The organism is Psychrosphaera algicola, from assembly GCF_028401425.1.
GTDB classification, from domain to species: domain Bacteria; phylum Pseudomonadota; class Gammaproteobacteria; order Enterobacterales; family Alteromonadaceae; genus Psychrosphaera; species Psychrosphaera algicola.
Genome location: NZ_JAQOMS010000002.1, coordinates 2,669,214 through 2,691,982 on the forward strand (window position 1 = coordinate 2,669,214; position 22,769 = coordinate 2,691,982).

Annotated in this window: 22 protein-coding genes and 6 pseudogenes; 5 read left to right on the forward strand and 23 right to left on the reverse strand. The window is 41.2% G+C overall.

Translation table 11 applies throughout. From position 1 onward, the window contains the following. The first annotated feature begins 222 nt into the window (after positions 1 to 222). Complete coding sequence (gene nfuA, locus PN838_RS14515) at positions 223 to 801, forward strand: Fe-S biogenesis protein NfuA (RefSeq protein ID WP_215964468.1); 579 nt, start codon at positions 223 to 225, stop codon at positions 799 to 801. 125 nt (positions 802 to 926) lie between these two features. Next, positions 927 to 1,142, forward strand: coding sequence for a hypothetical protein (locus PN838_RS14520; protein WP_272181138.1), 216 nt, complete (start codon positions 927 to 929; stop codon positions 1,140 to 1,142). A gap of 77 nt (positions 1,143 to 1,219) precedes the next feature. Here PN838_RS14520 and PN838_RS14530 read toward each other — a convergent pair. Beyond that, a pseudogene (locus PN838_RS14530) lies at positions 1,220 to 2,499 on the reverse strand (MATE family efflux transporter). Between the two features lie 67 nt (positions 2,500 to 2,566). On the opposite strand from PN838_RS14530, the gene PN838_RS14535 reads away from it, so the two are divergent. Then, a complete protein-coding gene (locus PN838_RS14535) occupies positions 2,567 to 3,601 on the forward strand; it encodes a polysaccharide deacetylase family protein (RefSeq protein WP_272181141.1) in 1,035 nt (344 codons plus the stop codon). Between the two features lie 107 nt (positions 3,602 to 3,708). Here the strand turns inward: PN838_RS14535 and PN838_RS14540 are convergent, their stop codons facing one another. The 6 genes and pseudogenes from PN838_RS14540 to PN838_RS14565 all read right to left on the reverse strand — a co-directional run bounded on the left by PN838_RS14540 (position 3,709) and on the right by PN838_RS14565 (position 7,594). After that, positions 3,709 to 4,338 carry an SCO family protein gene (locus PN838_RS14540; protein ID WP_272181142.1) on the reverse strand — a complete coding sequence of 210 codons (630 nt, stop codon included), beginning with the start codon at positions 4,336 to 4,338 and terminating at the stop codon, positions 3,709 to 3,711. Positions 4,339 to 4,346: 8 nt separating this feature from the next. Then, on the reverse strand, positions 4,347 to 5,246 hold the full coding sequence (gene cyoE / locus PN838_RS14545; RefSeq protein ID WP_215964473.1) for a heme o synthase: 900 nt from the start codon (positions 5,244 to 5,246) through the stop codon (positions 4,347 to 4,349). 1 nt (position 5,247) lies between these two features. Next, positions 5,248 to 6,308 (reverse strand): annotated as a pseudogene (locus tag PN838_RS14550) (COX15/CtaA family protein). A gap of 46 nt (positions 6,309 to 6,354) precedes the next feature. Further along, the gene (locus tag PN838_RS14555; protein ID WP_272181143.1) at positions 6,355 to 6,573 is read right to left on the reverse strand and encodes a redox-active disulfide-containing membrane protein; all 219 of its coding nucleotides are present in this window, start codon (positions 6,571 to 6,573) and stop codon (positions 6,355 to 6,357) included. Between the two features lie 295 nt (positions 6,574 to 6,868). Beyond that, positions 6,869 to 7,141: an SURF1 family cytochrome oxidase biogenesis protein gene (locus PN838_RS14560; RefSeq protein WP_272182609.1), complete on the reverse strand. Its 273-nt coding sequence runs from the start codon at positions 7,139 to 7,141 to the stop codon at positions 6,869 to 6,871. A 162-nt stretch (positions 7,142 to 7,303) separates the two neighbouring features. Beyond that, complete coding sequence (locus PN838_RS14565) at positions 7,304 to 7,594, reverse strand: SURF1 family cytochrome oxidase biogenesis protein (protein ID WP_272181144.1); 291 nt, start codon at positions 7,592 to 7,594, stop codon at positions 7,304 to 7,306. A 28-nt stretch (positions 7,595 to 7,622) separates the two neighbouring features. On the opposite strand from PN838_RS14565, the gene PN838_RS14570 reads away from it, so the two are divergent. Beyond that, on the forward strand, positions 7,623 to 7,838 hold the full coding sequence (locus PN838_RS14570) for a DUF2909 domain-containing protein (protein WP_256448325.1): 216 nt from the start codon (positions 7,623 to 7,625) through the stop codon (positions 7,836 to 7,838). A 3-nt stretch (positions 7,839 to 7,841) separates the two neighbouring features. Here PN838_RS14570 and PN838_RS14575 read toward each other — a convergent pair whose 3' ends face one another. From PN838_RS14575 to hemN, 12 genes and pseudogenes are all read right to left on the reverse strand, one after another. After that, positions 7,842 to 8,723: a cytochrome c oxidase subunit 3 gene (locus PN838_RS14575; RefSeq protein ID WP_272181145.1), complete on the reverse strand. Its 882-nt coding sequence runs from the start codon at positions 8,721 to 8,723 to the stop codon at positions 7,842 to 7,844. Between the two features lie 11 nt (positions 8,724 to 8,734). After that, a complete protein-coding gene (locus PN838_RS26480; protein WP_334313378.1) occupies positions 8,735 to 9,040 on the reverse strand; it encodes a cytochrome c oxidase assembly protein in 306 nt (101 codons plus the stop codon). Between the two features lie 5 nt (positions 9,041 to 9,045). Beyond that, complete coding sequence (locus PN838_RS26485; RefSeq protein WP_334313379.1) at positions 9,046 to 9,321, reverse strand: cytochrome c oxidase assembly protein; 276 nt, start codon at positions 9,319 to 9,321, stop codon at positions 9,046 to 9,048. A 12-nt stretch (positions 9,322 to 9,333) separates the two neighbouring features. After that, positions 9,334 to 10,934: pseudogene (ctaD, locus tag PN838_RS14585) on the reverse strand (cytochrome c oxidase subunit I). 11 nt (positions 10,935 to 10,945) lie between these two features. After that, positions 10,946 to 12,007 (reverse strand): annotated as a pseudogene (gene coxB / locus PN838_RS14590) (cytochrome c oxidase subunit II). Between the two features lie 447 nt (positions 12,008 to 12,454). Beyond that, positions 12,455 to 13,683: pseudogene (locus PN838_RS14595) on the reverse strand (threonine/serine exporter family protein). Next, positions 13,673 to 14,152: a hypothetical protein gene (locus PN838_RS14600; RefSeq protein WP_370661040.1), complete on the reverse strand. Its 480-nt coding sequence runs from the start codon at positions 14,150 to 14,152 to the stop codon at positions 13,673 to 13,675. The pseudogene PN838_RS14595 and the gene PN838_RS14600 overlap by 11 nt, the downstream one beginning before the upstream one ends. Before the next feature lie 38 nt (positions 14,153 to 14,190). After that, the gene (locus tag PN838_RS27395) at positions 14,191 to 14,325 is read right to left on the reverse strand and encodes a hypothetical protein (protein ID WP_370661041.1); all 135 of its coding nucleotides are present in this window, start codon (positions 14,323 to 14,325) and stop codon (positions 14,191 to 14,193) included. A gap of 9 nt (positions 14,326 to 14,334) precedes the next feature. Further along, positions 14,335 to 15,261 (reverse strand): hypothetical protein, encoded by a 927-nt coding sequence (locus PN838_RS14605; protein WP_272181146.1) that lies wholly within the window; start codon positions 15,259 to 15,261, stop codon positions 14,335 to 14,337. Then, positions 15,192 to 15,395, reverse strand: coding sequence for a hypothetical protein (locus tag PN838_RS14610; RefSeq protein ID WP_272181147.1), 204 nt, complete (start codon positions 15,393 to 15,395; stop codon positions 15,192 to 15,194). Before PN838_RS14610 ends, PN838_RS14605 begins: the two co-directional genes overlap by 70 nt. 28 nt (positions 15,396 to 15,423) lie before the next feature. Next, a pseudogene (locus PN838_RS27400) lies at positions 15,424 to 16,946 on the reverse strand (DNA recombination protein RmuC). A 250-nt stretch (positions 16,947 to 17,196) separates the two neighbouring features. Beyond that, positions 17,197 to 18,537 carry an oxygen-independent coproporphyrinogen III oxidase gene (gene hemN, locus PN838_RS14620; RefSeq protein ID WP_215964618.1) on the reverse strand — a complete coding sequence of 447 codons (1,341 nt, stop codon included), beginning with the start codon at positions 18,535 to 18,537 and terminating at the stop codon, positions 17,197 to 17,199. A gap of 250 nt (positions 18,538 to 18,787) precedes the next feature. Here hemN and PN838_RS14625 point away from each other — a divergent pair, with 250 nt between their 5' ends. Beyond that, on the forward strand, positions 18,788 to 19,498 hold the full coding sequence (locus PN838_RS14625; RefSeq protein ID WP_272181148.1) for a DNA alkylation repair protein: 711 nt from the start codon (positions 18,788 to 18,790) through the stop codon (positions 19,496 to 19,498). A gap of 58 nt (positions 19,499 to 19,556) precedes the next feature. Here the strand turns inward: PN838_RS14625 and PN838_RS14630 are convergent, their stop codons facing one another. From PN838_RS14630 to PN838_RS14645, 4 genes are read right to left on the reverse strand one after another with little or no spacing between them, the layout of a single operon-like run. Continuing rightward, complete coding sequence (locus PN838_RS14630; RefSeq protein WP_272181149.1) at positions 19,557 to 20,195, reverse strand: NRAMP family divalent metal transporter; 639 nt, start codon at positions 20,193 to 20,195, stop codon at positions 19,557 to 19,559. Positions 20,196 to 20,202: 7 nt separating this feature from the next. Next, complete coding sequence (locus tag PN838_RS14635) at positions 20,203 to 20,727, reverse strand: divalent metal cation transporter (RefSeq protein WP_334313521.1); 525 nt, start codon at positions 20,725 to 20,727, stop codon at positions 20,203 to 20,205. A 57-nt stretch (positions 20,728 to 20,784) separates the two neighbouring features. Further along, positions 20,785 to 22,200, reverse strand: a complete 1,416-nt coding sequence (locus tag PN838_RS14640) for an alpha/beta hydrolase family protein (protein ID WP_272181150.1) — start codon at positions 22,198 to 22,200, stop codon at positions 20,785 to 20,787. 1 nt (position 22,201) lies between these two features. Then, positions 22,202 to 22,558: a hypothetical protein gene (locus PN838_RS14645; protein WP_272181151.1), complete on the reverse strand. Its 357-nt coding sequence runs from the start codon at positions 22,556 to 22,558 to the stop codon at positions 22,202 to 22,204. Between the last annotated feature and the right edge of the window lie 211 nt (positions 22,559 to 22,769).

Here is a 22,769-nt window from a genome sequence, read left to right on the forward strand (position 1 = left end):
ATTGCTAAAACTCTAAGGTTCATTTTATCAATCTCTTTTATCAAACTTAACAACACATTAAACATAGCTATTGCCCATTCACAATACCAATTAGATAAATTCAAGGTTAATTACGACCACCGAGGGTCAGTACTATTGAAATTCGACATGTTGCACCCATATCTTTAACCAAGTATTATGCATGTAATTGCCAATAACCTAGTAAATTAGTCGGATATTCTCATGATCTCTATCTCCGAAGCGGCCCAAGAACACTTCGTAAAACTGTTAGAAAAACAAACACCAAAAACGCGTATTCGTATTTTTGTTGTTAACCCTGGAACAAAAAGCGCTGAATGCGGTGTGTCATATTGCCCTGAAGAATCATTAGAGGAAGACGACATTGTGCTTCCGTATACTGGCTTTGAAGCTGCGGTAGACAAAGAAAGCGAACCGTTTTTAGAAGACGCAGAAATCGATTTTGTTACCGACCAAATGGGCTCTCAGCTAACGCTTAAAGCACCAAACGCTAAAGCGCGTAAAGTTTCTGAAAACGCAACTTTAAGAGAGCGCCTTCAGTACTTCATCGATACTGAAGTTAACCCAAGTTTAGCGGGTCACGGTGGCAACTGCCAAATCGTTGAAATTACTAAAGAAGGTGTGGTTGTTCTGCAATTCGGTGGTGGTTGTAATGGTTGTTCAATGATTGACGTAACGTTAAAAGACGGCATCGAAAAACAATTATTGAAAGAATTTGAAGGTGAAGTGTCAGGTGTTGCAGACAGCACTGAACATGAAGCTGGCGAACACTCTTACTACTAAATTGCGACAAAGGGACGGACATAAACTCAGGTTTGTCCCTTTTTCATTTCGAGAGCTAATGTGACTCACGATAAACTGCAAGATTTTCTCCTTAAATATGGATCGACTCCGCAGGCCAGCGCAAAATGGTTTGGGATTGGCATCTTTTTATTTTTACCGGGATGATTGGTATCTATCTTTCGGTCAACGCACCAACTTGGATATCTGTTGTTAGTTTTGCCACCTTAGTCGTTGGTGTATTAGTCGCACTAAAGGGCTATGTAGGTATTTTATTTAACCGCCTCGCTTATTTTCGCCATAACGCCGCTAAAAACAAAGCAAAATACAAACATATCAAATAATCTTTTTTACTGTTCCGGCAATTTTAAAATCGCACATTATCAATATAAAAATTCGGTAATCAGCATCTACTCTAGGTTTATCCTTGTGAGTTAACTTTACCCATAACATATTGGCTGTTTTGCAACATTGTTAATTGACTTGCTCCTCTGGCAAACAAAAACAACCAAAACGCTAGCCACAACCCTAGGTTTTCACCACCTAGTAAATGATTTAATGATACTGCGCAAACAAATACTATAGTAGCGATAAACATACTGTTGCGCATTGAACTAACCCAGCCTAATCCAATAAACACGCCATCAAAAATAAAACACATAAAACTGCCTAAGGGCATAAAAATGATTATCCAATAATAGCTACTCAGTGATTGATGTAACTCTTCAATGTTGGTCATTAACTGAATAATGTCATTAGCAAATATCAAATAAACCAAGCTGTAAAAAATGGCAAACTTAGCCCCAAACCGAAACCCTTTGGTGATGAATAATCGGACTTTTTCGCTTGTTTAGCACCAACTTGTTGACCCACAAGCGACTCAAGTGCAAAAGCGACACCGTCTAGGGCAAACGACAAAAACAGAAAAAACTGCATCATAATCGCATTTACCGCAACCGCATTAGGTCCAAATCGGCTGGCATAAAGAGTCATAAACGAAATGCAAAACTGCAATAACGCGCTTCGCATAAACAGCACTCGATTCATTGCGATAAGCCCTACGATGCCTGCATAACTTGCCGCAACAAAAGGCTTAAGCCGTTTTAGAACTGACACGTTATAGCTAATCAGCAGAACAAACTGACACGTTTCGGCAATGACTGACGCAAGTGCAACGCCACTCACTTCCAAGCCAAGTATAGGGACAAACACAATATCCCCAATTAAATTGACAAGGTTACAAACGATGACGGCAATAAGCACTTGTTTGGTTTTACCGATACCTATCAGGTAGCCCATAAATACAAGGTTAAGTAAGCTTACGGGGGCGATCCAAATTCGGATATCAAAATACTGTTGAGCGTAATACAGACTCGCTTCCATGTGCGCACCAGTGTCGACCAACAGTAACATGGCTTGAAACAACCAACTTTGCAGCGTCAAAATCACCACTGCTAATAAAATAGCGAGAACACAACCCTGTAATAAAACACGGCTTAAACCTTCACTATCTTGTCGTCCCCAAGCTTGAGACGCTAGGGCGGTTGTCGACATTCTTAGGAAACCCAATAGCCAAAATGCAATAGTTACGACTAAACTACCTAAAGCGGTCCCAGATAAAAAATCGCTACTGTTTAAGTGACCTATTACGGCCGTATCAACAAATCCTAACAACGGCACCGTAATGTTTGCTAAAATCATAGGCTAAGGCAAGTTGCCATATTTTTAAATTAGCATGACCGCGAGGTCGCCAGAGGTGTTGAATATTTTGAATCATTTACTTTCTACTATTTTAACTGTGCTTTTAGCAATTTTTGTTTTTGCTGTCAGTTCGACATCGGCCCAAGCCGCAACGGTTGTAATATACCATCATGTCAGTGAAAACACGCCAGCATCCACGAGTCTTTCACCGGAAGACTTTATTAAGCACTTAACTTTGTTCGAAGAGCTCGAGCTCGAAGTCGTGCCACTATCCAAATTAGTGAACGCTATTCAAGATAAGCAAGATGTCCCATCTAATTGGGTCGCGATTACCTTTGACGATGGGTTTACTAGCGTTTATGACAACGCTATGCCTGAATTACAAAAACGTAAATACCCGTTCACAGTGTTTGTTAATCCAGATAAAGTTGGGCCAAGTAAGCTGTACATGGACTGGCAACAACTCAGAGAAATAACAAAGGCCGGTGGAGAGATTGCGAACCATACGTTAGCCCATGAAAATTTGGTTCAAACCGGATTAACGCTAAACGAAATCAAAGCAAACCTCGCGGCGGCAGAAAAAGCCATCACCGAAAACACTGGGCAAGCCCACAATATGGTTGCCTATCCTTTTGGCGAGTATAACGACATCGTGAAAACCGCTTTAAAAGAATTAGGTATGGTCGGGTTTGCCCAACATTCAGGGGCGATTGATAAATACAGTGACCTTCAAGCCTTAACGCGCTTTCCCGCTGCAGGTATTTACGCCAATCCTAATACGTTGAAAAATAAAGTGCTAAGTCTGCCTTTTTCGGTGAAATCCTACAGCCCAACAGATACGACGCCAATTAACAACCCGCCTAAATTTGTTGTTGAACTGGCTAAAAAAGACTTTTATCAAAGTCAATTAGCCTGTTTTGTTTCAGGTTTTTCCGATCCAGTTAAACCAACTTGGATTGATGATTTAACATTTGAGATCACCGCAACAGATGTGATCGGACTTGGCCGAGTAAAATACAATTGTACCGCGCCTTCCATCAGCCACGCCGGTAAATATTACTGGATGTCCAAGTTATGGATTAACCTCGATGGTACAGACTGAGTTTTGTTTATACCAAGCGGATCTCGGCTGTTTTGTGGTTATATAGTTGGGATGGCGTGGCTAATCATAGAATTAGCCACGTACGGTCTCACTAAGTTAAAAATGCCTTACATCAACTTTTTGAAGTCTTCTAACATAGTTTGAGTATCGACAGTAGGAACTTGGTTTAATACAATTTCAGGCTTAAAAATAGCTTCTATTTGTGCGTCGGGGTTCACTAATATTATTGACGCACTGTGGTCAACAAAATAGCCATCTTCGATTTCCTGATCCGGTATTGAGTACATCAAACCTAAGTTTCTGACGAAAGGGAATAGGTTTTTATGTTCCGCTCTAACGCCTTTAATATTGCCACCAAAGTAGTCAATGTATTTAGCCATGTTTTCTGGTGTGTCCCGTTTAGGATCAACAGATACGAACACAATTCGCACGGGCTTGTCTGACACTTTCTGAAGCTCTGGTAAAATTCGACTGAGTTTAGCTAATGTCATAGGACATACATCAGGACAGGACAAGTAGCCTAAAAAGACTAAATCCCAATACCCTTTCAGGTTATCGTTAGTGAATACGGTATTCGTTTCGTCCTGTAACTCAAAAGGTTGGATCACGCGTTGGGGGTCGTATACAAACGTTGTTTCCGAAAACTCAATTTTGGAAGTAGATTGAAATACAAACACACCAACACAAACAGAGATTAGAGCCGCTAATACAAGCAATACATTTTGTTTTAAGTTCATTCGAGGGCCTAAATAAAGTGGTCGACTAACAAGACCACAAATAACGCCAATAAATGCCAGATCGAAAACTTAAAGGTTTCCATCGCTAATTGTTTATTTTCTGTGGTTTTTAACAACCAAGCATAACGTAAAAAGACAACGTTTAAGCCTAAGCTTACAACCAAATACAGGATACCTGTCATACCCACCAGATACGGTAGAATACAAACTAAGGTCAGCAAAATGGTGTATAACATGATGGTATTTTTGGTAAATTCGTTGCCATGAGTTACGGGCAACATTGGGATATTAACCCGGGCGTAATCTTCTTTTCGGTGGATCGCTAACGCCCAAAAGTGCGGTGGTGTCCAAGTAAAAATGATCATTACAAGTAATAACGCATGTGGATGAATTTCTCCGGTAATCGCACACCAACCAAGTAGCGGCGGCATCGCACCGGCTAAACCGCCAATGACGATATTCTGAGGTGTGAGACGTTTTAGAATAAGAGTATAGACAACCGCATAACCAAATAAACTGGCAAGTGTTAACCAAGCTGTTAGTGGATTAACTTCAAAATACAATAAAACAAAGCCACTGAACGCCAAAAATAACGAAAATCCGATAGCTTGTTGATTAGTTAAACGCCCTTTGGCAATAGGTCTGTTGTATGTTCGAGCCATCTTGGCATCGATTTTTTGGTCAACGATATGATTCATCGCAGCGGCTGCGGCAGACAGTAAACCTATTCCTAAACTCGCGACAAATAATAAACTAAGTGAAGGCAATGTCGGTTGGGCTAAAACCATTCCAACGATAGCGGTAATCACTAACATAAAGACTACTTTTGGTTTGGTGATTTCATATAAATCTTTGACCAACCCAACTAAGCTAGTCAGTTGATTTGACTGTGTACGTTGTTCTATCATTTCACGCTCCTTCCACCAAGGTTTGACTTGACCTTACTGGCTTTTCTTGTGGCTCTATCGTCGGGCGACGTAACTTAAAGCCCGATAAATACCAAGTGGCAATTAAACTCAACAACAGGCAGACAGCAACAAAATTGTGCATTACTGCGACGGCCAATGGCAGATGAAAAACCACATTAGAGATCCCTAGCAATATTTGCAATAGCAAAAGCCCCGAAATCCCAAGGGCCACTTTTCTATTCGCTTGAAAATCTCTTTTAGAAGCATAAAGATCAGCGTTAAACACATCAAAGTAACGGCAATTGCACCAAAACGATGGAGAATATGGATACTCATTCGCGCTTCATAAGGGAAAACACCAAACTCATAATTGGCATGCCCTGTTGGTATGGATAGGGCCTGACCTAAATCAAATCGTTGTTGCCAACCATCTTCACAAATAGGCAAATCTAAGCAAGCAACAGCTGAATAGTTGGCGGCTGTCCAACCGCCCAACGCAATTTGTAGAACCACAACAAACACCGCTGATTTAATCGCTAGATGAAGCTTTGATGAAGATGAAAACTTAGAGTTTTCGAGCCAAGCCGGATAAAGTTTTCGTCGTAATTGAATGGTTAATAAAAACAATATTGCGAAGGTCGTGAATCCGCCTAACAGATGACCCATTACAATTAGAGGCATAAGGTTCATAGTAACGGTTAACATGCCGAGTACGGCTTGCAGGGTAACTGTAATGAGTAGAATACTGGGGAGCAGAAGTCTTTGTTTGGCTTTGATGCTTAAAACAAAGATAGCTAATATCAATAACCCTAATGAGCCAGCAAAATAGCGATGGATCATCTCATTCCACGCTTTATGCGCTTCGACTGGACGCTCTGGAAACGCCAACTCAGCTTTAGTAATGTCAACTTCCGCAGTAGGGACTGACAAAAATCCATAACAACCGGGCCAATCAGGGCAACCTAAACCGGCGTGGGTCAAACGTGTATACGCACCTAAAACTATCACTACAGACGTTACACACAGTGCAACAACAGCTAATTTGTACAATGAACGAAGCATGGCACACCTCTTTTATTATTCTTCTTATTTTGTTCTTTTAATACCGTTAACCGACTCGCGCATAATTCAGCAGCTTTTTGATGTCGGCCAAAATATCTTTGCTGGTATTTATCGTATGTTCCCTGTCAGCTGCACCGGCATACTGCATAATCACCTTACCAAATGGGTCCACAATGTATAGATACTGCGAGGATAAATTTTTGTTCGTCAATTTTAGCGTTTTTAACATAGGGTATTCTGAGGGCAACTTGGCGCTACCTAACACGTAAGCATTGACTCTTTTTGTAATTTACCAAGCGCTATATAAGTTTGATTTAGACCATAAAATTGCTCCACACAAACCGCGTCGCAACTTTCTGTTGGCTGATAAACAATTGACTAAGGTCGGCACATCGTGATGCAGGTCGAGTTCTGTTGTAAATTCAACAAACTCCCCTTATTTGTCGCACCTATAGGTGTACCATCCCATTTTTAAGACAACAAACGCGAGTATCAAAGGGACACCCGCCATAACTAAAAATATCGAGAAAAATGATTTGGTTTTCATTACTACAACTCTCCTAATTCGAATCCTGTGAATCGGGTTTGACCCGGCTAGCGAAAACAAAAATAACTAAACTGGCAAAGGCCAACAGAAACCACTGTAGCGCATACGCTTCATGTTTTTCAGGCATCATCACGACGGGCTTATACGTTTGAACTAAACCTTGAACTTGTTCATTATTTGCATAGACAATTAACGGCACCATTTTGGGCTGCCAATCATGTTCAAATACCATATTAATTGATTGGATCCGCTGAGGCCATTGGTCTGTTAAAGGGGATTTTCTAATACAAACTGTTGTAACTGTGTCGACTTAATCACCCCATGTAATTCAACTTCTGAGGGTAAATTGAACGTTGGAAGTTCAGATCGGTTATTTGGTGCTTTTAGCCAACCAAAATCAACCAGTATAGATTGGTTATATTTACTTGATAATACAGGTGCCAGTACTTTATAACCTTAGCTGCCCTTGATGAACTCGGTTATCCAATAACATCATATACTGAGATAAGACATGGCCCGTAATTACTGTATTTTGACCATTCAACAATTCGCTAGACTTGGCGTCAACGGGATTAAATAAATCATCCTGAGTTGCTAATTGTTCCGTGCCAAACGACAACAACCACTCGCGCTTCTCATCCGCACGCTGCAATTGCCAAAATCCCAACTTGCACAACAGAATAAAAGCGGTCAAAGTGACCAACACAGGCCAAAAAGATATCTTGATTCGTTTTAACACTACGACTACAACCTATAGGGAAAAACATATGCCATTGGTGATAAAAATTATTGCAGTAGCGCTACTACTACTTATTATTTTTAATTTATTTCGTGCCATGTTCAGTATGTTAAAACAAGATCCGAACAGACCACCAATGTCTTATTTTATTGGGCTAAGGTTAAAATTCACCGTTGCCTTAATTGTCTTATTGCTATGTTGTCTGGCGTTTGGCGTTATCACACCAAACCCCAGACCTTATTAATGTTTATAGAATATAAACAAACAAGAACAACAGTACCCATACCACATCAACAAAGTGCCAGTACCAACTTGCGGCCTGCAAACCAAAATGGCTTTGCGGCGTAAAGTGATCTTTTAACACGATTCTTAAGAACATAATCAATAACATGATTGTGCCTAAGGTTACGTGTAGTCCGTGAAAACCAGTTAACAGGAAGAAGGTATTACCGTAAATACCACTTGATAACATCAATCCCATTTCTTGATATGCATGAACGTACTCTTCAACTTGTAGAATTAAGAAAATAAATCCTAATAATACCGTCGCGCCTAGGGCAATTTTGAGCTGTTTACGTTTATTTTGTTCTAAACCTACGTGCGCAAAATGACAGGTAACTGACGACGTTAAAAGAATAATGGTATTGATTAGCGGTAAGCCATTCCAGCCCATTGCCTCTGTAACCGCACCTGAAGGGGTTGTTGTTAGCGGCCACATCGCTTCAAATGCAGGCCATAATACTTCGTGAGTCGATACGTTATTACTCGCTCCACCTAACCATGGAACCGAGAACACTCGGGCGTATAACAAGGCACCAAAAAAGGCACCAAAGAACATGACTTCGGAAAATATAAACCAGCTCATACCTTGCTTAAATGAACGGTCCATTTGCTTGCTGTACATGCCGCTCATCGACTCGTCGATAACGTTCCTAAACCAACCCACCAGCATGAATATAATTATTGCGATACCAGCTAATAGTAGGTAACCGCTGTATCCTGAAACGCCTTTAGTTACATCATTAACATAACCACCTGCGCCAAACGCAATACAGAATAATCCGATTGCGCCAACAATTGGCCAGTGACTCTGCTCTGGCACATAATAACTTTCGTATTTTTCACTCATTTTTTTGTCCCCTATGGTGCACTTAACGTGTCACCAGCAAACAATTGTTCAAATTCGTCATGCTCAATTTTTTCGCTGATATCAAAAAGGGTATAGGACAAGGTTACGATTTTATATTCTTCAGGTAACGCATTGTCGATATAAAACTGCAAACCTAAATCTGCGGTTTCACCTTTTTCTAGCGGTTGACGATTAAAACAAAAACACTCGATTTTGTTGAAATAGGCTGCAGCTATACCCGGACTTACCGAAGGTACAGCCTGCACAACCATGTCGTTTACTGACTTATTTTTTACAATAAAATTAAGTTCGTGCATTTCACCTATAGGTGAACTTCTATCCGTTTAACTTCTGGACGAAAGTCCCAAGGTAAGCTGCCTTGAGTACGAGCAATGAATTCCACCGTAATTGTGCGCGACGTATCGACAAAATCCGATGTAACAGCCGCCGTAGTACTGGTTTTACCGTTGAGGCCCGTGATGTCGCAAAACACGTCATATAGCGGGACTAAGGCAAAACCAAATCCAAACATCAATGCCACTGTTAAGACTAATTTCTTAACAATTTTATTGTTATTTTTTGGCGAATTATTTTCCATTACGCGACTCGACTACTTAATCTCAGGTGGTGTTGAGAATGTATGATAAGGCGCAGGTGAAGCAACCTCCCACTCTAAACCTTCAGCCCCTTCCCAAACTTGGTCAGACACTTTATCGCCACCTTTAATACATTTATAAACAACCACTACAAACAATATTTGAGATAAACCGAAGGCAAATCCACCAATACTGATAATGGCGTTAAAGTCAGCAAATTGCGTTGCGTAGTCAGGAATACGACGAGGCATACCCGCTAGTCCAACAAAGTGCATTGGGAAAAACAACACGTTCACTGAGATAAGTGACAACCAGAAATGCGCTTTAGCAAGACCGATATCAAACATATGCCCAGTCCACTTAGGCAACCAATAATACGCACCTGCCATAATGGAGAATATCGCACCTGTCACTAATACATAGTGGAAGTGAGCAACTACAAAATAGGTATCATGGTATTGGAAATCCACTGGGGTAATGGCCAACATAAGTCCTGAAAACCCACCTATCGTAAATAAGACAATAAAGGCGATTGAGAACATCATGGGGACTTCAAAAGTCAGTGCGCCGCGCCACATAGTTGCAACCCAGTTAAAGACTTTCACCCCAGTTGGCACCGATATCAGCATGGTGCAGTACATAAAGAACAGTTCGCCCGCGAGTGGCATTCCTGTAGTAAACATATGGTGCGCCCAAACGACAAACGACAATAATGCGATTGACGCGGTGGCATAAACCATTGATGAATAACCAAACAGTTTTTTGCGGCTAAACGTCGGTACGATTTGCGATACAATACCAAAAGCAGGCAAGATCATGATGTAAACTTCAGGGTGTCCAAAGAACCAGAATATATGCTGGAACATAACCGGATCGCCGCCCCCTGCTGCGTCAAAGAAGGACGTAGCAAAGTATTTATCAGTTAACACCATAGTGACCGCACCAGCGAGTACAGGCATAACCGCAATCAATAGAAACGCAGTGATTAACCATGTCCAAACAAACAACGGCATCTTCATGTAAGTCATACCTAGCGCTCGTAAGTTAACAATAGTGACGATGACATTAATCGCCCCCATAATTGACGAGATCCCCATGATATGAACAGAGAAAACAAAAAACGCGGTGCTGTCATTACTAAATGTTGTTGATAGTGGCGCGTAGAATGTCCAACCGAAGTTAGGACCGCCGCCTTCCATAAACAATGACGATAACAAGATCAAAAACGCAAAAGGTAAAATCCAAAAGCTCCAGTTATTCATGCGTGGTAGGGCCATATCAGGCGCACCAATCATCATTGGAACCATCCAGTTCGCTAAGCCTACAAACGCCGGCATTACCGCACCAAAGACCATAATCAAACCGTGTACGGTCGTCATTTGGTTAAAAAGTCTGGTTCAACTATTTGCAAACCTGGTTGAAACAATTCTGCACGAATAACCATTGCCATCGCACCGCCGATGAAAAACATCACCAGTGAGAAGATCAGGTACATTGAACCGATGTCTTTGTGATTGGTTGTTAGAAACCAACGTTTTATGCCTTTAGGCGCGCCGTGATGATGATCATCTGCATGATGATTCGAATCGACTGCATTGTTTTCAGTAGTACTCATTGTAACGCCTCCTATTGTCCAGACATATATTTGATAACTTCAGCCGCTTGAACCGCGTCTCCCGTGCTATTACCCCAAGCATTACGCTCATAGGTAATAATCGCCGCTAAGTCTTTCAAACCAAGTTGTTTGCCATACCCTTGCATTGCTGTGCCCGGCTTACCGTTAACAACAATATCGATATGAGCACCAAGGTCACCTATGGCAATTGCACTGCCTTTAAGCGCTGGGAAAACTCCAGGGATACCTTGACCGTTTGGTTGGTGACATGCCGCACAATTTGCGTTGTAGGCTTTTTCACCATGAGCCATAAGTTCGTCAAACGACATATTCATCGCTAACAACTTTTGCTCTTCTTCTTTGGCTTTTTAGCAATCTCAACTTGCTCGCTAACCCACTTATCAAATTCAGCTGGCTCTTTAGCAATAACCACAACCGGCATGAACCCGTGGTCTTTACCACATAATTCAGCACATTGGCCGCGATAAATGCCAGGGACATCGACACGAGTCCACGCTTCATTGATGAAACCTAGGTTTGCATCTTTTTGATAGCAAATTCAGGAACCCACCAAGAATGGATTACGTCGTCAGAGGTGATAAGGAAACGAACTTTTTGACCGGTAGGAATGACAAGAGGGCGGTCAACTTCTAGGAGGTAATTAACGGATTTTTCACGTTTATCGTAAATTTCGTCTTTCGTGGTGGCTAACAAGCTGTAATATTCTAACTCGTGGTCAAAATATTTGTAATGCCATTTCCACTGGGAACCTGTGACTTGCACCGTTAAATCCGCTTTGGAAGTGTCTTCCATTGCGATTAAGGTTTTAGTAGCAGGAAAAGCCATCGCAATCAAAATAACAAACGGAATAGCCGTCCAGAGTATCTCAACTTTTGTGCTTTCGTGGAAATTAGCGGGGCAACCCCTTTCGATTTGCGGTGGTATAACATCGACCAAAACATGATCCCGAATACCACTGCACCAATGACGCAACATATGTAAAAAATGATCATGTGTAAGTCGTAAACATTACGACTAATCTCAGTCACACCTTTTGTAAGGTTAAGCGGCATTTCTTCGGCTACAGCATTATTAGCAAATACGGCAGCTGACAACAGCCAACTAGATTGCTTAGCAGTCACTCAGTATCCTCCCAATTATGGTCAAACTTAAGAGGAGACTGTACAACCCAAACCAGTACAAAAACCGACTGTGTATTTAACACTAGACCGTTTTTTATTCCCCGAAAATTTGATTTCATCTATTAATTATTATTTTGTCCGTGTCCAATTTGTACTGTGACACCTGTTGATTTTTTATTATTTTATCGCTGATTTTTTATCCAACAAAAATAACCTATACCCTTTGTGAAACAAGTGCAAATTTAATTTGAACAAAAAAAACCAACCGAACAATAATTGTTCAGTTGGTTTATTTTTAACTCGTATTGGAATAATTACTTTAAATTACAGGATCTTCCAGACTCTATAAAAAGAAACAATGCGACTGACATCAAAAAATCACAAACTTTTTCGAGGTGGCAATGCTGAGTTAGCGAAGATTAATCCCGCCACAAGCGACATAAAGATAACGAGCGACTGCTGCATTGCATGGTCACCGTAATCAAAACCACTACCTGCAATATAAGCATTTAAGCCAATAAACGTTTTGCTCCCAGGGACCAAAACAATCAAGCTAAAGCATACCCACAATAACCGCAGGTGCCTTAGCGACTCGCGTAAATATATTGCCATATACCCCAACAACAAAAGCACCTAAAAATGCGCCCATGGCATAGTCGAAATATGAGGCCCCAAAGTTACTTGTACCAAAAGCAATAAAGCCAACGGCAAATGACCAAAGAATGTGCCTGCGTCTTGTTCTAAATGCAATAATTAGTGAAGTGGTTAACGCCGCAATAGCAATCCACGCCGTCCACGCAGGTAATACCGCTCGAGGTTGGAATGGCACTTCGCCAAATAACCAAAAACCAATTTCGAGACCTAAAAAAGCACCAAAATACAGTTTAAAGAGCATCATCATCGCATCCATGATCTTGGCTGTGCCCGACACTAAATGGCGCTCTGACAACTCTGCGAGCCCTATGGTTAATGCGAGTCCTGGTATAAACACAATAATCGACGACAACACGACCTTACGTATATCAATACTCGGATCGACATAACTGGAAATTGCACATGCTAAAATTGCAGACACCATAGCAACCAACGGCTCTAGCATATTAGTGATGCCTTTGGAACGACCCGACCACAGGACAAACACATAAACCACTATGCCCAATAAACCTGCCCAGATCACATCTCGAACACTACTGACCATGATCATTGAAAATGCGGCACTGGCCATCCAATAAGAAATGCCAGTAGCAACCTTGCCATAGGGATTTGGCATATTGTCGATTTCATCAAGGCGCAACGAAGCTTCTTCGATTGACAGAGTTTTATTTAATACCTGCTCAACAACTTCATCGGTGCGAGACAAACTGCCCATATCCAAATCACTAAGGTGCCACACGCGCTGCATGGGTATATTCGTCCTCATGTCCTTCTGTCCACAACACAAATGTCATAGAGGTGGGAGAAACAATAAATGCGGAGCGCAACTCAAGCGCATGGGCCAATTCCATCAAATGCGCTTCTAGGCGATAGACCGGAGTACCGTATTTATGAAGCATCTTACCGATGCGAACAATAAATTTACGTCTGAGTTTAAAGAGATCACTTTGCACGTTTTTGTCCTGCGCTAATTATGGGTTTTGTCACTGTATCCCCAGGAGCTGGTGGATTAATGATTCGCGATGTTAAATCAAAATCGACTCGAAACTCGCGCCCTTGTCTGATCAATCGGTAACTAAATTTATCTGGGTATACAAACATTTGCCATGTATTGCCTACCGATTGTGGAATGCCAAGTTCAACAAACAGTTCTTTTGAGTACTGATCTGCAGGGAACGATTGCACATTATCCCAACCAGCATCAACCGTATGTCCACCATACATCGTCGACTTGTCATGACTACCGTCGTCGTGGCGATGATCATGCTTTAGCGACAATCCAGAACCCGTTTTAGTGATAATCCAAGTACGTGATGCGTCTTCGCCAACATGAAATGGAATTTGCAGTTCCGAGTCAGTGCATTTTCTAACATGCATCACCAATTTTTCTTCACTAAAACTACTTGGTCCGGCGTTATCCACCGTTACTTGGCCAACAAAAGATTGACCGCAAAGTTGTTTTATTTGATTAAAAACGCATCTTGAGTGGCAATTGAAACAAGCGGTGCAGGTGAATAAGACATTTTAGCGTGGGCAAACGTCGGGCTAATCATAAGAACGTTAGCCAATACCAATATACTAAGTAATTTTTTCATTTAAGTGACCTATCGTGTTTGTTCAAATTGTCTAAGTGCAATCGCGAGTTCTTCCGGTGTATCAACATTTAAATATAATGTGGATACTTCGTCTTTTATCATCGCCATACCACTAAGGTAAAGTTGTGGCGTACTAAATGACAACTTAACATTAGCAGGCTGTGCACCAATATAAACTTGCTCTTTGTCATCAGCTTTGTGCCAGTTTCCTGTTTCGACCGACTGAATATCGGCTTTGCTAATGACGCAGAATCCCCACCACGAGTTATTAACAATCACTTTATCGTCAAATTCATAGAGTGAGTAATATCGGCTCACACGGTAATTCGCGACAAACATGACCAACAGGTAAAAGATAAATGTTGCAACAAAAGCAGCAACCAGTTCGCTCCATTCATATAACCACAAATAGCTTACAACGGTTGCTAACGATGTTCCAATCACAGTTAGTGCAAAATACCATCGACTAGCTGATCTCAGTTTAATATTGGCAAGGGCGGCAGTATGACGTCGAGAAAATCGTGGGATCGCATAATACCAACTTGCTGGTTCATGCGCCAAAGTCACGGCCAAGTCCATTTGAGTAGACGCTTTAGACGTGGAATTTCGCGCTTCGTCTGTATCATACTTGCTCAACATATGGATCCGTGGATCACCAGTCAAACTTCTTGCCTGCCACAATGCTTTTATAATCGTGACCAATAGGTAAAGTTCGATGACCAACAATACAGCAATAATTGGATAACGTAGCCAAGTTATAAATTCAAAATATTCCGCTAAATTTGCCGGATAAGTATACCGAGCAATCAAACTGCTTAACGACAATGAAACGATTATTTTCCACTTAGCTTGCTTGCCTATTTGGATCACCCAGAACCAGTACAGTATTGGTAATAAAGCGAAGTACCAAGCTGATATTCCCAGTACTTTTGCCACGCCCCATCGGCTAATATTAACGACCAATCGCCGGTAAACGCCATAACATGGTCAGGCATGAGTTGACTGCCAAGCCAATAACTTACAATAGCGACGACCACATAAATCAGTCTAAATTTTACAGGTGTTCTCACTTTTTTTCCGTTCTTTTGATGAGTATTATTATTTTGACGTTGTTGCTTTATTGTCGTCCGCCTCTAAAACGGCGGTAGTATGTTCGGCCAGTTTTTCATCTTCAGGTTCAGGCGCTGATGAAAAATCAGGGTTGTTTACGGGTTCTGCGATCAAATCCAATCGTTCATGTTCGACATCAATATGGCTTGGCTCAATCTTAGGCATCGATTTGGAGACTTTATTCGACAAACGACTAAAACGTTCCACTTTGCCCGCTAGGCCTTGTTTTCCAGCGAGTCCCTTAACCGTATCATTGTATTGTTTGCCAACGGTATCCAGCGTGCGGCCAAGTTTTTGCAAACGTTCGGCAACTAAACAGACTTGATTGTATATCTCTCCGGCTCGTTCACTAATTTCACGAGCTTCTTGGTTGCCTTGTTCTATCCGCCACAAATTAGCAACAGTTTTTAAAATTGGCATCAAGGTTGTGTGTGATACTAGGATGACATTGCGTTCGTATCCGTAAGTAAACATATCTTTGTTGTGCTTTAACGCCTCTATGTATGCGGGTTCAATTGGCATAAACATCAATACAAAGCTCGGACTGCGCATGCCGATTAAATTGGCATAATCTTTTTAGTTAAATCGTCGATATGATTTTTAACGGCGCCGACATGTTCATCAAGGGCCACTTGAGTTTCAGCGTCGGTTTTAGCGGAAATAGCCCGGTCATAGGCGACTAAGGAAACTTTGCTGTCGATAACAATATGTTTATTATCTGGCAATTTGATCACAAAATCAGGCAAACGACGTTGACCTTCCGCGTCGACAAATTTTTCCTGACTATCGTAATGATCGCCTTTGACTAAACCCGCGAGTTGTAAGGTGCGCTCAAGTTGAATCTCACCCCAGTTACCCGCCGTCTTTTTCTCACCTTTCAGTGCTGTTGCAAGGTTATTTGCCTCGTCAGACATTTGCACCCCAACGTCGAGTACTTTTTTCAACTCAGAGGCCAAATTAGCCTGACCTTTGACTGACTCGGAGTGCACTTCATTAACCCGCTTTTGAAAGCCTTCGACTTGTTCTTTAAACGGACGGAGAATGGCATCAAGTTCTGATTTATTCGACAGGCTAAAAGATTTACCTTTTTCTTCTAAGATCTGATTAGCTAGGTTAGAAAATTCCATTTTGAGCTGGCCTTTTTGCGCTTCGATGTCTTTTTTCTGCTGTTCAAATTGATCTTCTTTAGCACTTAAATTTGTTCTCAACTCGGTCAGTTCATTTGACAACTCAAGTTGGATCCCTTGCATCCGGTGCAATTGCACCGCTGATTCTTTATGTTGTTGATTCGCAATAACCAATTGCTCATCGCGCTCAGAAATACGCGTTAGTAAACCTTGATTATCAGCTTGCAGTTTAGCGACTTCCTGCCGAGCTAGGTTGGTTTGCGTCTGAAAGTTTAAAACTGAATTGGTTTGTTGTGCCAGCTCACTTTTTATCGCCTCTATTTGTGCGTCTTTTTCTATCAAATGCCGCTGTAATTGTTCGGCATGCATTTGTTGTTGCGCCATTTTAATTCGGCTCGTCACCAAAAGTATCAGCAATACAAAGACTACAACACCGCCCAAAAATGCGGGTAAATACGGGATAAATTGCTCAAGCACTCGGTTGTTCACTTTTGAGAAATTAGAATAAGACTATTGTGCCTTGTCGGACACAAAAAGTCGTTAGCTATATCAAAGAATTAAGGGGCAGAACCACTTTCAAAAACCAGAGGTTGGGCAACTCTAGCGAGAACGAAATAAAGGTGGTTCTGACCCGTTAAATTATACGGGAAAAACGTTGTTGATTGAGTTGAGCCGCCATGTACTTATCGAACGTCATACAGATTGTACGTACAAATAACTTTCCGCTTTGAGTAACTCGAATGTGGTTTTCTTCTAGCTGAAGCATATGGTCTTTTATCATAGGATCGAGTGCATTTAATTCGTTTTCAAAGTAGGTTTTAAAATCAATTTGCCATCGTTTTTCGATATCTGAAATATTAACCAAAAAATTACACATTAACGTTTTAATCACATCGCCTCGAATTTGGTCATCTCGACTTAGCCACAACCCTTTTTCAACGGCATTTTTGTATGTATCAATAGAGGCATAATAGTCTGTTAACGACTTATAATTCTGGCTAAAACTATTCCCTATTGAACTTATCGAGGACACTCCAAGCCCTAGTAAGTCACTGCTGCCTAACGTGGTATATCCCTGAAAATTTCGATGCAATTGCCCAGATTGTTGCGCCTGTGCTAAATCGTCATTAGGTTTGGCAAAATGATCCATGCCTATTGCGATATATCCTTTTTCGACAAACACATCCAATGCTCGCAACATTAATGACATTTTAACGTCTGGCGTAGGTAACCATTCATCTTTGATCTTTCGTTGAGCGGCGAAACGAGACGGCATATGAGCATAACTAAACAGTGAGATTCGGTCAGGATCACAGTCTAAAATATCATTTAATGTTTTCTCAAATAGCACAGGCGATTGATGCGGCAACCCATATATCACGTCTAGATTAATTGAACAAAAACCAAGATCTCTTGCGCGGCGCAGTAAACTTTTAATAAATGTTAAATCCTGCACCCGATTAATGGCTTCTTGTACTTGCAGATTGGTATCTTGAACACCAAAACTCAAACGAGTAAATCCAAGGGAATACAAATGGTCTAAATAATCCAATTCGATTTCTCGCGGATCGATTTCAATGCTCATTTCCCACTTTTGGTCGAACTCAAATTGTGTATTGAGAAGTGCGATAATCCGTGAAAATTGCGCTTTTGATAAAAAACTGGGAGTTCCGCCACCGAAATGAATTTGCACGACTTTGTGATCTTGAAACAAACTTGCCCGGCTTTCGATTTCTTTGGCTAAATAATCTAGGTATATATCTGCCTTATGTTTATGACGAGTCACTACTTTATTGCAACCACAGTAATAACAAAGCTTATGGCAAAATGGAATGTGGATATAAATCGATAAGTTGTCGGTTTCGCTCTGTGCCACAGCTTGACAAAAATTTTTGTTAGAGAAGTCGTACTGAAACTCAAGTGCTGTTGGGTAAGAGGTATAGCGTGGGCCATTCATATTGTATTTGTTCATCAATGGTAGATGAGATGTCGACACGTTTTGCACTCTAAGTTCCCAATTGTTTTTCACGATTGGCGCTACTTTAAAACAATAATAAATTGTCTGAGTTGATCAAGCTCAACAAAATAACCGTTATTATTATTTGTGCTTAGCGCTTAAGAGACTTAACTTATTAGATTAATATAGAATCTAGAAGGGTATTGAAGTCTACGTTTGGGCTTAAAAAGTAACGTATTTATCAATAATACATAATGGGCAAAATAGAATGGTTATCAGCGACACACAAACTCTAGTTAATAGGTTAGCCGAATTAGCTTCTCCAGAAATAGCCAATACGTCTCAACGATTTTTTAAAACGCAAAAGGGGCAATATGGAGAGGGCGATCAGTTTTATGGGATCCGAACCGCAACATTACGTGCCGTCGCCAAACAATGTAAATCTATGACCATTCCAAAGGTATTTGAATTACTTAATCATGAATATCACGAAACCCGAATGGTTGCGGTGTTTATATTAGTCGAACGTTATCAAAAATCTAAAATCGACACAGACAAACAAACCATCGCAGATCTATATATTCAACATTCTCAGAAAGTGAATAACTGGGATTTGGTCGATAGTTCAGCCTATAAGATTTTAGGCCCTCAGCTCCATGGCAAAGACACCGCAGTACTGTATGAATTAGCTCAATCCTGTAACCTTTGGCAGCGTCGAATTGCCATAATCACGACGTTGTATTTTATCAAACAAGACGACTACGCAGACACTCTGGCGCTTGCAGAAATATTGTTACATGACAAAGAAGACTTAATGCATAAAGCTGTGGGGTGGATGTTGCGAGAAATCGGGAATCGCAATAAATCGGTCGAAGTGGCATTTTTAGATAAATACCACAAGACCATGCCACGCACGATGCTCCGTTATGCCATTGAGAAATTTACGCCGCAGGAACGACAACATTACATGAAAAAGTAACCCGCCATAGCTTACTATTGCGCTTCAAACTGGGTTACAAGCGTCTTAACAGAAGCACTTAGCCAAATAACGATTTTGCTGAAAGCATCAGTGACACCAGTAATACCAAGCCACCCAAGATATTTTGACGTCGATTATTTTTATAAATACCAAGTAATTGACTATTCATGATCCACAGTAAAAACAACACAATCAAAGGCAACATGACGCCATTGGCAATTTGAGCAAACACAATTATAGATACCGGCTTAAAACCCAAACTCGCGGGAATAATGCCAATAATAAGTATGGTTGCCCAGACCAACTTAAATCGCTTGTCTGAAATATCAAACGCTTTACCTGTTAACCCTGTTAATGCAAATGCAGCAGCAAGAGGAGCGGTTACCGCAGAACTGACTCCGGCACAAAATAAACCAGTTGATAACAACCATTTTGCACTACTACCAAAAACCGGTTCTAAGGCTGGAGCGATATCCGCCGCGGATTGAATATTGATTTGATGTCCAAAAAATGCCGTGGCTGCGGTGGAAACAATGGCGATACTTAACACGCCGCCAATAGGTATCGAAAAATAAAGATCACGATTTGCTAATTTAATGTCATCGGGGTTATGCCATTTTTTAGCAACACTCGCGGTATGTAAAAATAAATTGTACGGCACAACGGTTGTCCCGATAAGTGCAATTACGGTTAACATCGCGCCACTAGGCACTTGCTAAGGTCGTTAGTCCAGACCACAATTGACCAATGTCGACACCGACTAAAACCGCTGTTACCACAAACGCCGTGCTCATCACTAAAACAAGAGCAATAAGTGCTGACTCAATTAATCGATAGCTGCCTGTAATTAACAGGCCGAAGGCAACTAAGCCAATAACCCAAGGCCATAAAGAAACGTCTGTTCCGAGCTTACCAAATAACCCTTCTAGTCCTAAACTGGCCCCCGCAATATTGCCACCTTGATACGCGCCATTGCCAATAACAACTGCGCTTAAAATGAGACCACTGGCCGCCCACTTAAAGTACTTGTTTGGCATTGTTGCCACAATGTTCTCGGCCAATCCTCGTTGGGAGATAATGCCTAACCTTGCCGTCATGCCCTGTAAAATGATGGTGGCAATGACTGAAAATAATAGCGCCCAGACAAGGGCGTAACCATAATTGGCCCCCGCGAGTGTTGCGGTAATGACCGTGCTTATGGCCCTATAAATGCCGCGGTCACTAAAAATGCCGGACCGATATTAAACTTTCTCATGTCATCACCATTTTGTTTAGCGCAGCGTTAGTTATATATGTTTTTCCACAAATGTTTCAATTGCTTTTATCGCTTTCATTCTATTTTCTGCTTTGCTCAAATGATGATTACCGCCCTTCAACTCAATTAAAGTGACATCTTTATCTTCATCTTCCAATTCATCTGCCATCTCTCGCGATTGCCCTACAGGGACCACTTCATCAAATTGGCCATGGATAAGTAAAATTGGCGCTTTAACATTTTTGACATGATTAATTGGCGATATTTGGTCTAAATGATCATCATCAAATTTGCCATTGGCAATCGCATTTTCCCAATAGGAGATAACCCAATGATCTGACCCATAATCACGACGTTCCGATTCCATCATTTCTGAAATATCTGAAACGCCATTAATTGAAACCACACACTTGTATAAATCTGGCGTGAATGTGGCACCGGCTAAAGCGGCAAAACCGCCATAGCTAGAACCGACAATACAAACTCGTTCATCATCAACAAGCCCTTCTTTGGCCAGAGTTGTGACTGAGTCCGTGAGATCATCTTGCATTTTTCGGCCCCATTCACCGTTGCCAGCTCGAATAAAATCTAATCCAAAACCTGTGCTACCTCTAAATTGCGGTTGCACAACCAAATAGCCTTTTGACGCAAAAAATTGAGCAAAATAATTAAACCCTTTTGTATCATGGGATTTAGGTCCACCGTGGGGCATTATTATGGTCGGTAAATTAGTCGGTTCTTTGCCATTAGGCATAGTGAGCAACGTCGGAATGGTAATTCCATCTCTGGCTTTAAATTCGGTTTCTACAACAGCATGCACAGCCTCCGGTGGGATCTTGGGACGACGTTGAGCCAGCATTGAGATTTCTCCTTTTGAATAAAGGATATAATCGCCCGAACTAAGTTCACCATCCATATAAAATACAATATTGTCCCAGCTTGGGGTGTAATCTCTAATGGAAAACCAGTTGTTAGGCAATGCCTTATTTATGCCTTTTATTCGAGCATTTAATTTAGGATCAAAAAATTCGTAAGCTGGCGTCATACCGGAGTATGACACGCCATATACGGTGCGAGTAAGATCCGTTAGCAATCCACTCACATCCATTTTGTCATGGATAAATATAGGTTCTGAAATTGCACCGTCTTTTAAAGACATAGTGTAATAAGCACGACGGCCATCTGAGTTATACGTTCTAAAAACTAAGCTCTTTTTATCCGGTGTTAGACCATTAAAACCTTTGGTTCTTATGTCAGTCACTTCGCGATAAATTTCGACCCAATCATCATCGTGACGGGCTTCTATGCGGTGCAGGTCAGACTTATTGTTATATCGTTCACGTGCGAGTACCTCGCCATCGTTTCCGACAAAAAAATCTACAGTATCCCCTGATCCTTTTTGGTGGATTCGAGGTTTACGACGCTTTTCCAAACTAACACGATACAAATTATATGAGCCATGGATTTTCATAAGCTGGCATAAAAGCGTATTTTTTATCTTTGGATATACCTAAGATTCGGCCCAAGCGCGTTTGGCCTTTATATATCCCGTAATCTTGCTCTAATAATGCGTGGATTTTGCCAGTTTCAATATTAAACGCATAAGCCCAACTTGAGTCATGTCGGCCTCGATAGCCGCCAATTCGTACATTTTTAGTCGCCACAAAAATGACAATATTTTCACTAACAAAATATATATTATTCGGGTTGATATTTTCGATCGACGCCGCTTGAAGTAACTTGCCTTCAACCATGTCAACGGCCACAAGTAAATCGCGATCTTTTGATGTTGTGCGATACGCCATGCGATTAGCGCTCGGCGATATAGCGATTAGGCTTTTTCAGGCAGCTCACCATACACTTCTGATGGCACAGACACCGATTGGGGGTAAGCAGAAAATGCTGACAATAATAAACTTGCTATAGCAAACCCACTGAATTTTATTGCTTTTAATCTCTTTCGAATTGACATCATTAGTCCTTTAAATACTATTTTCGCGTCTCAACTGTATAGAA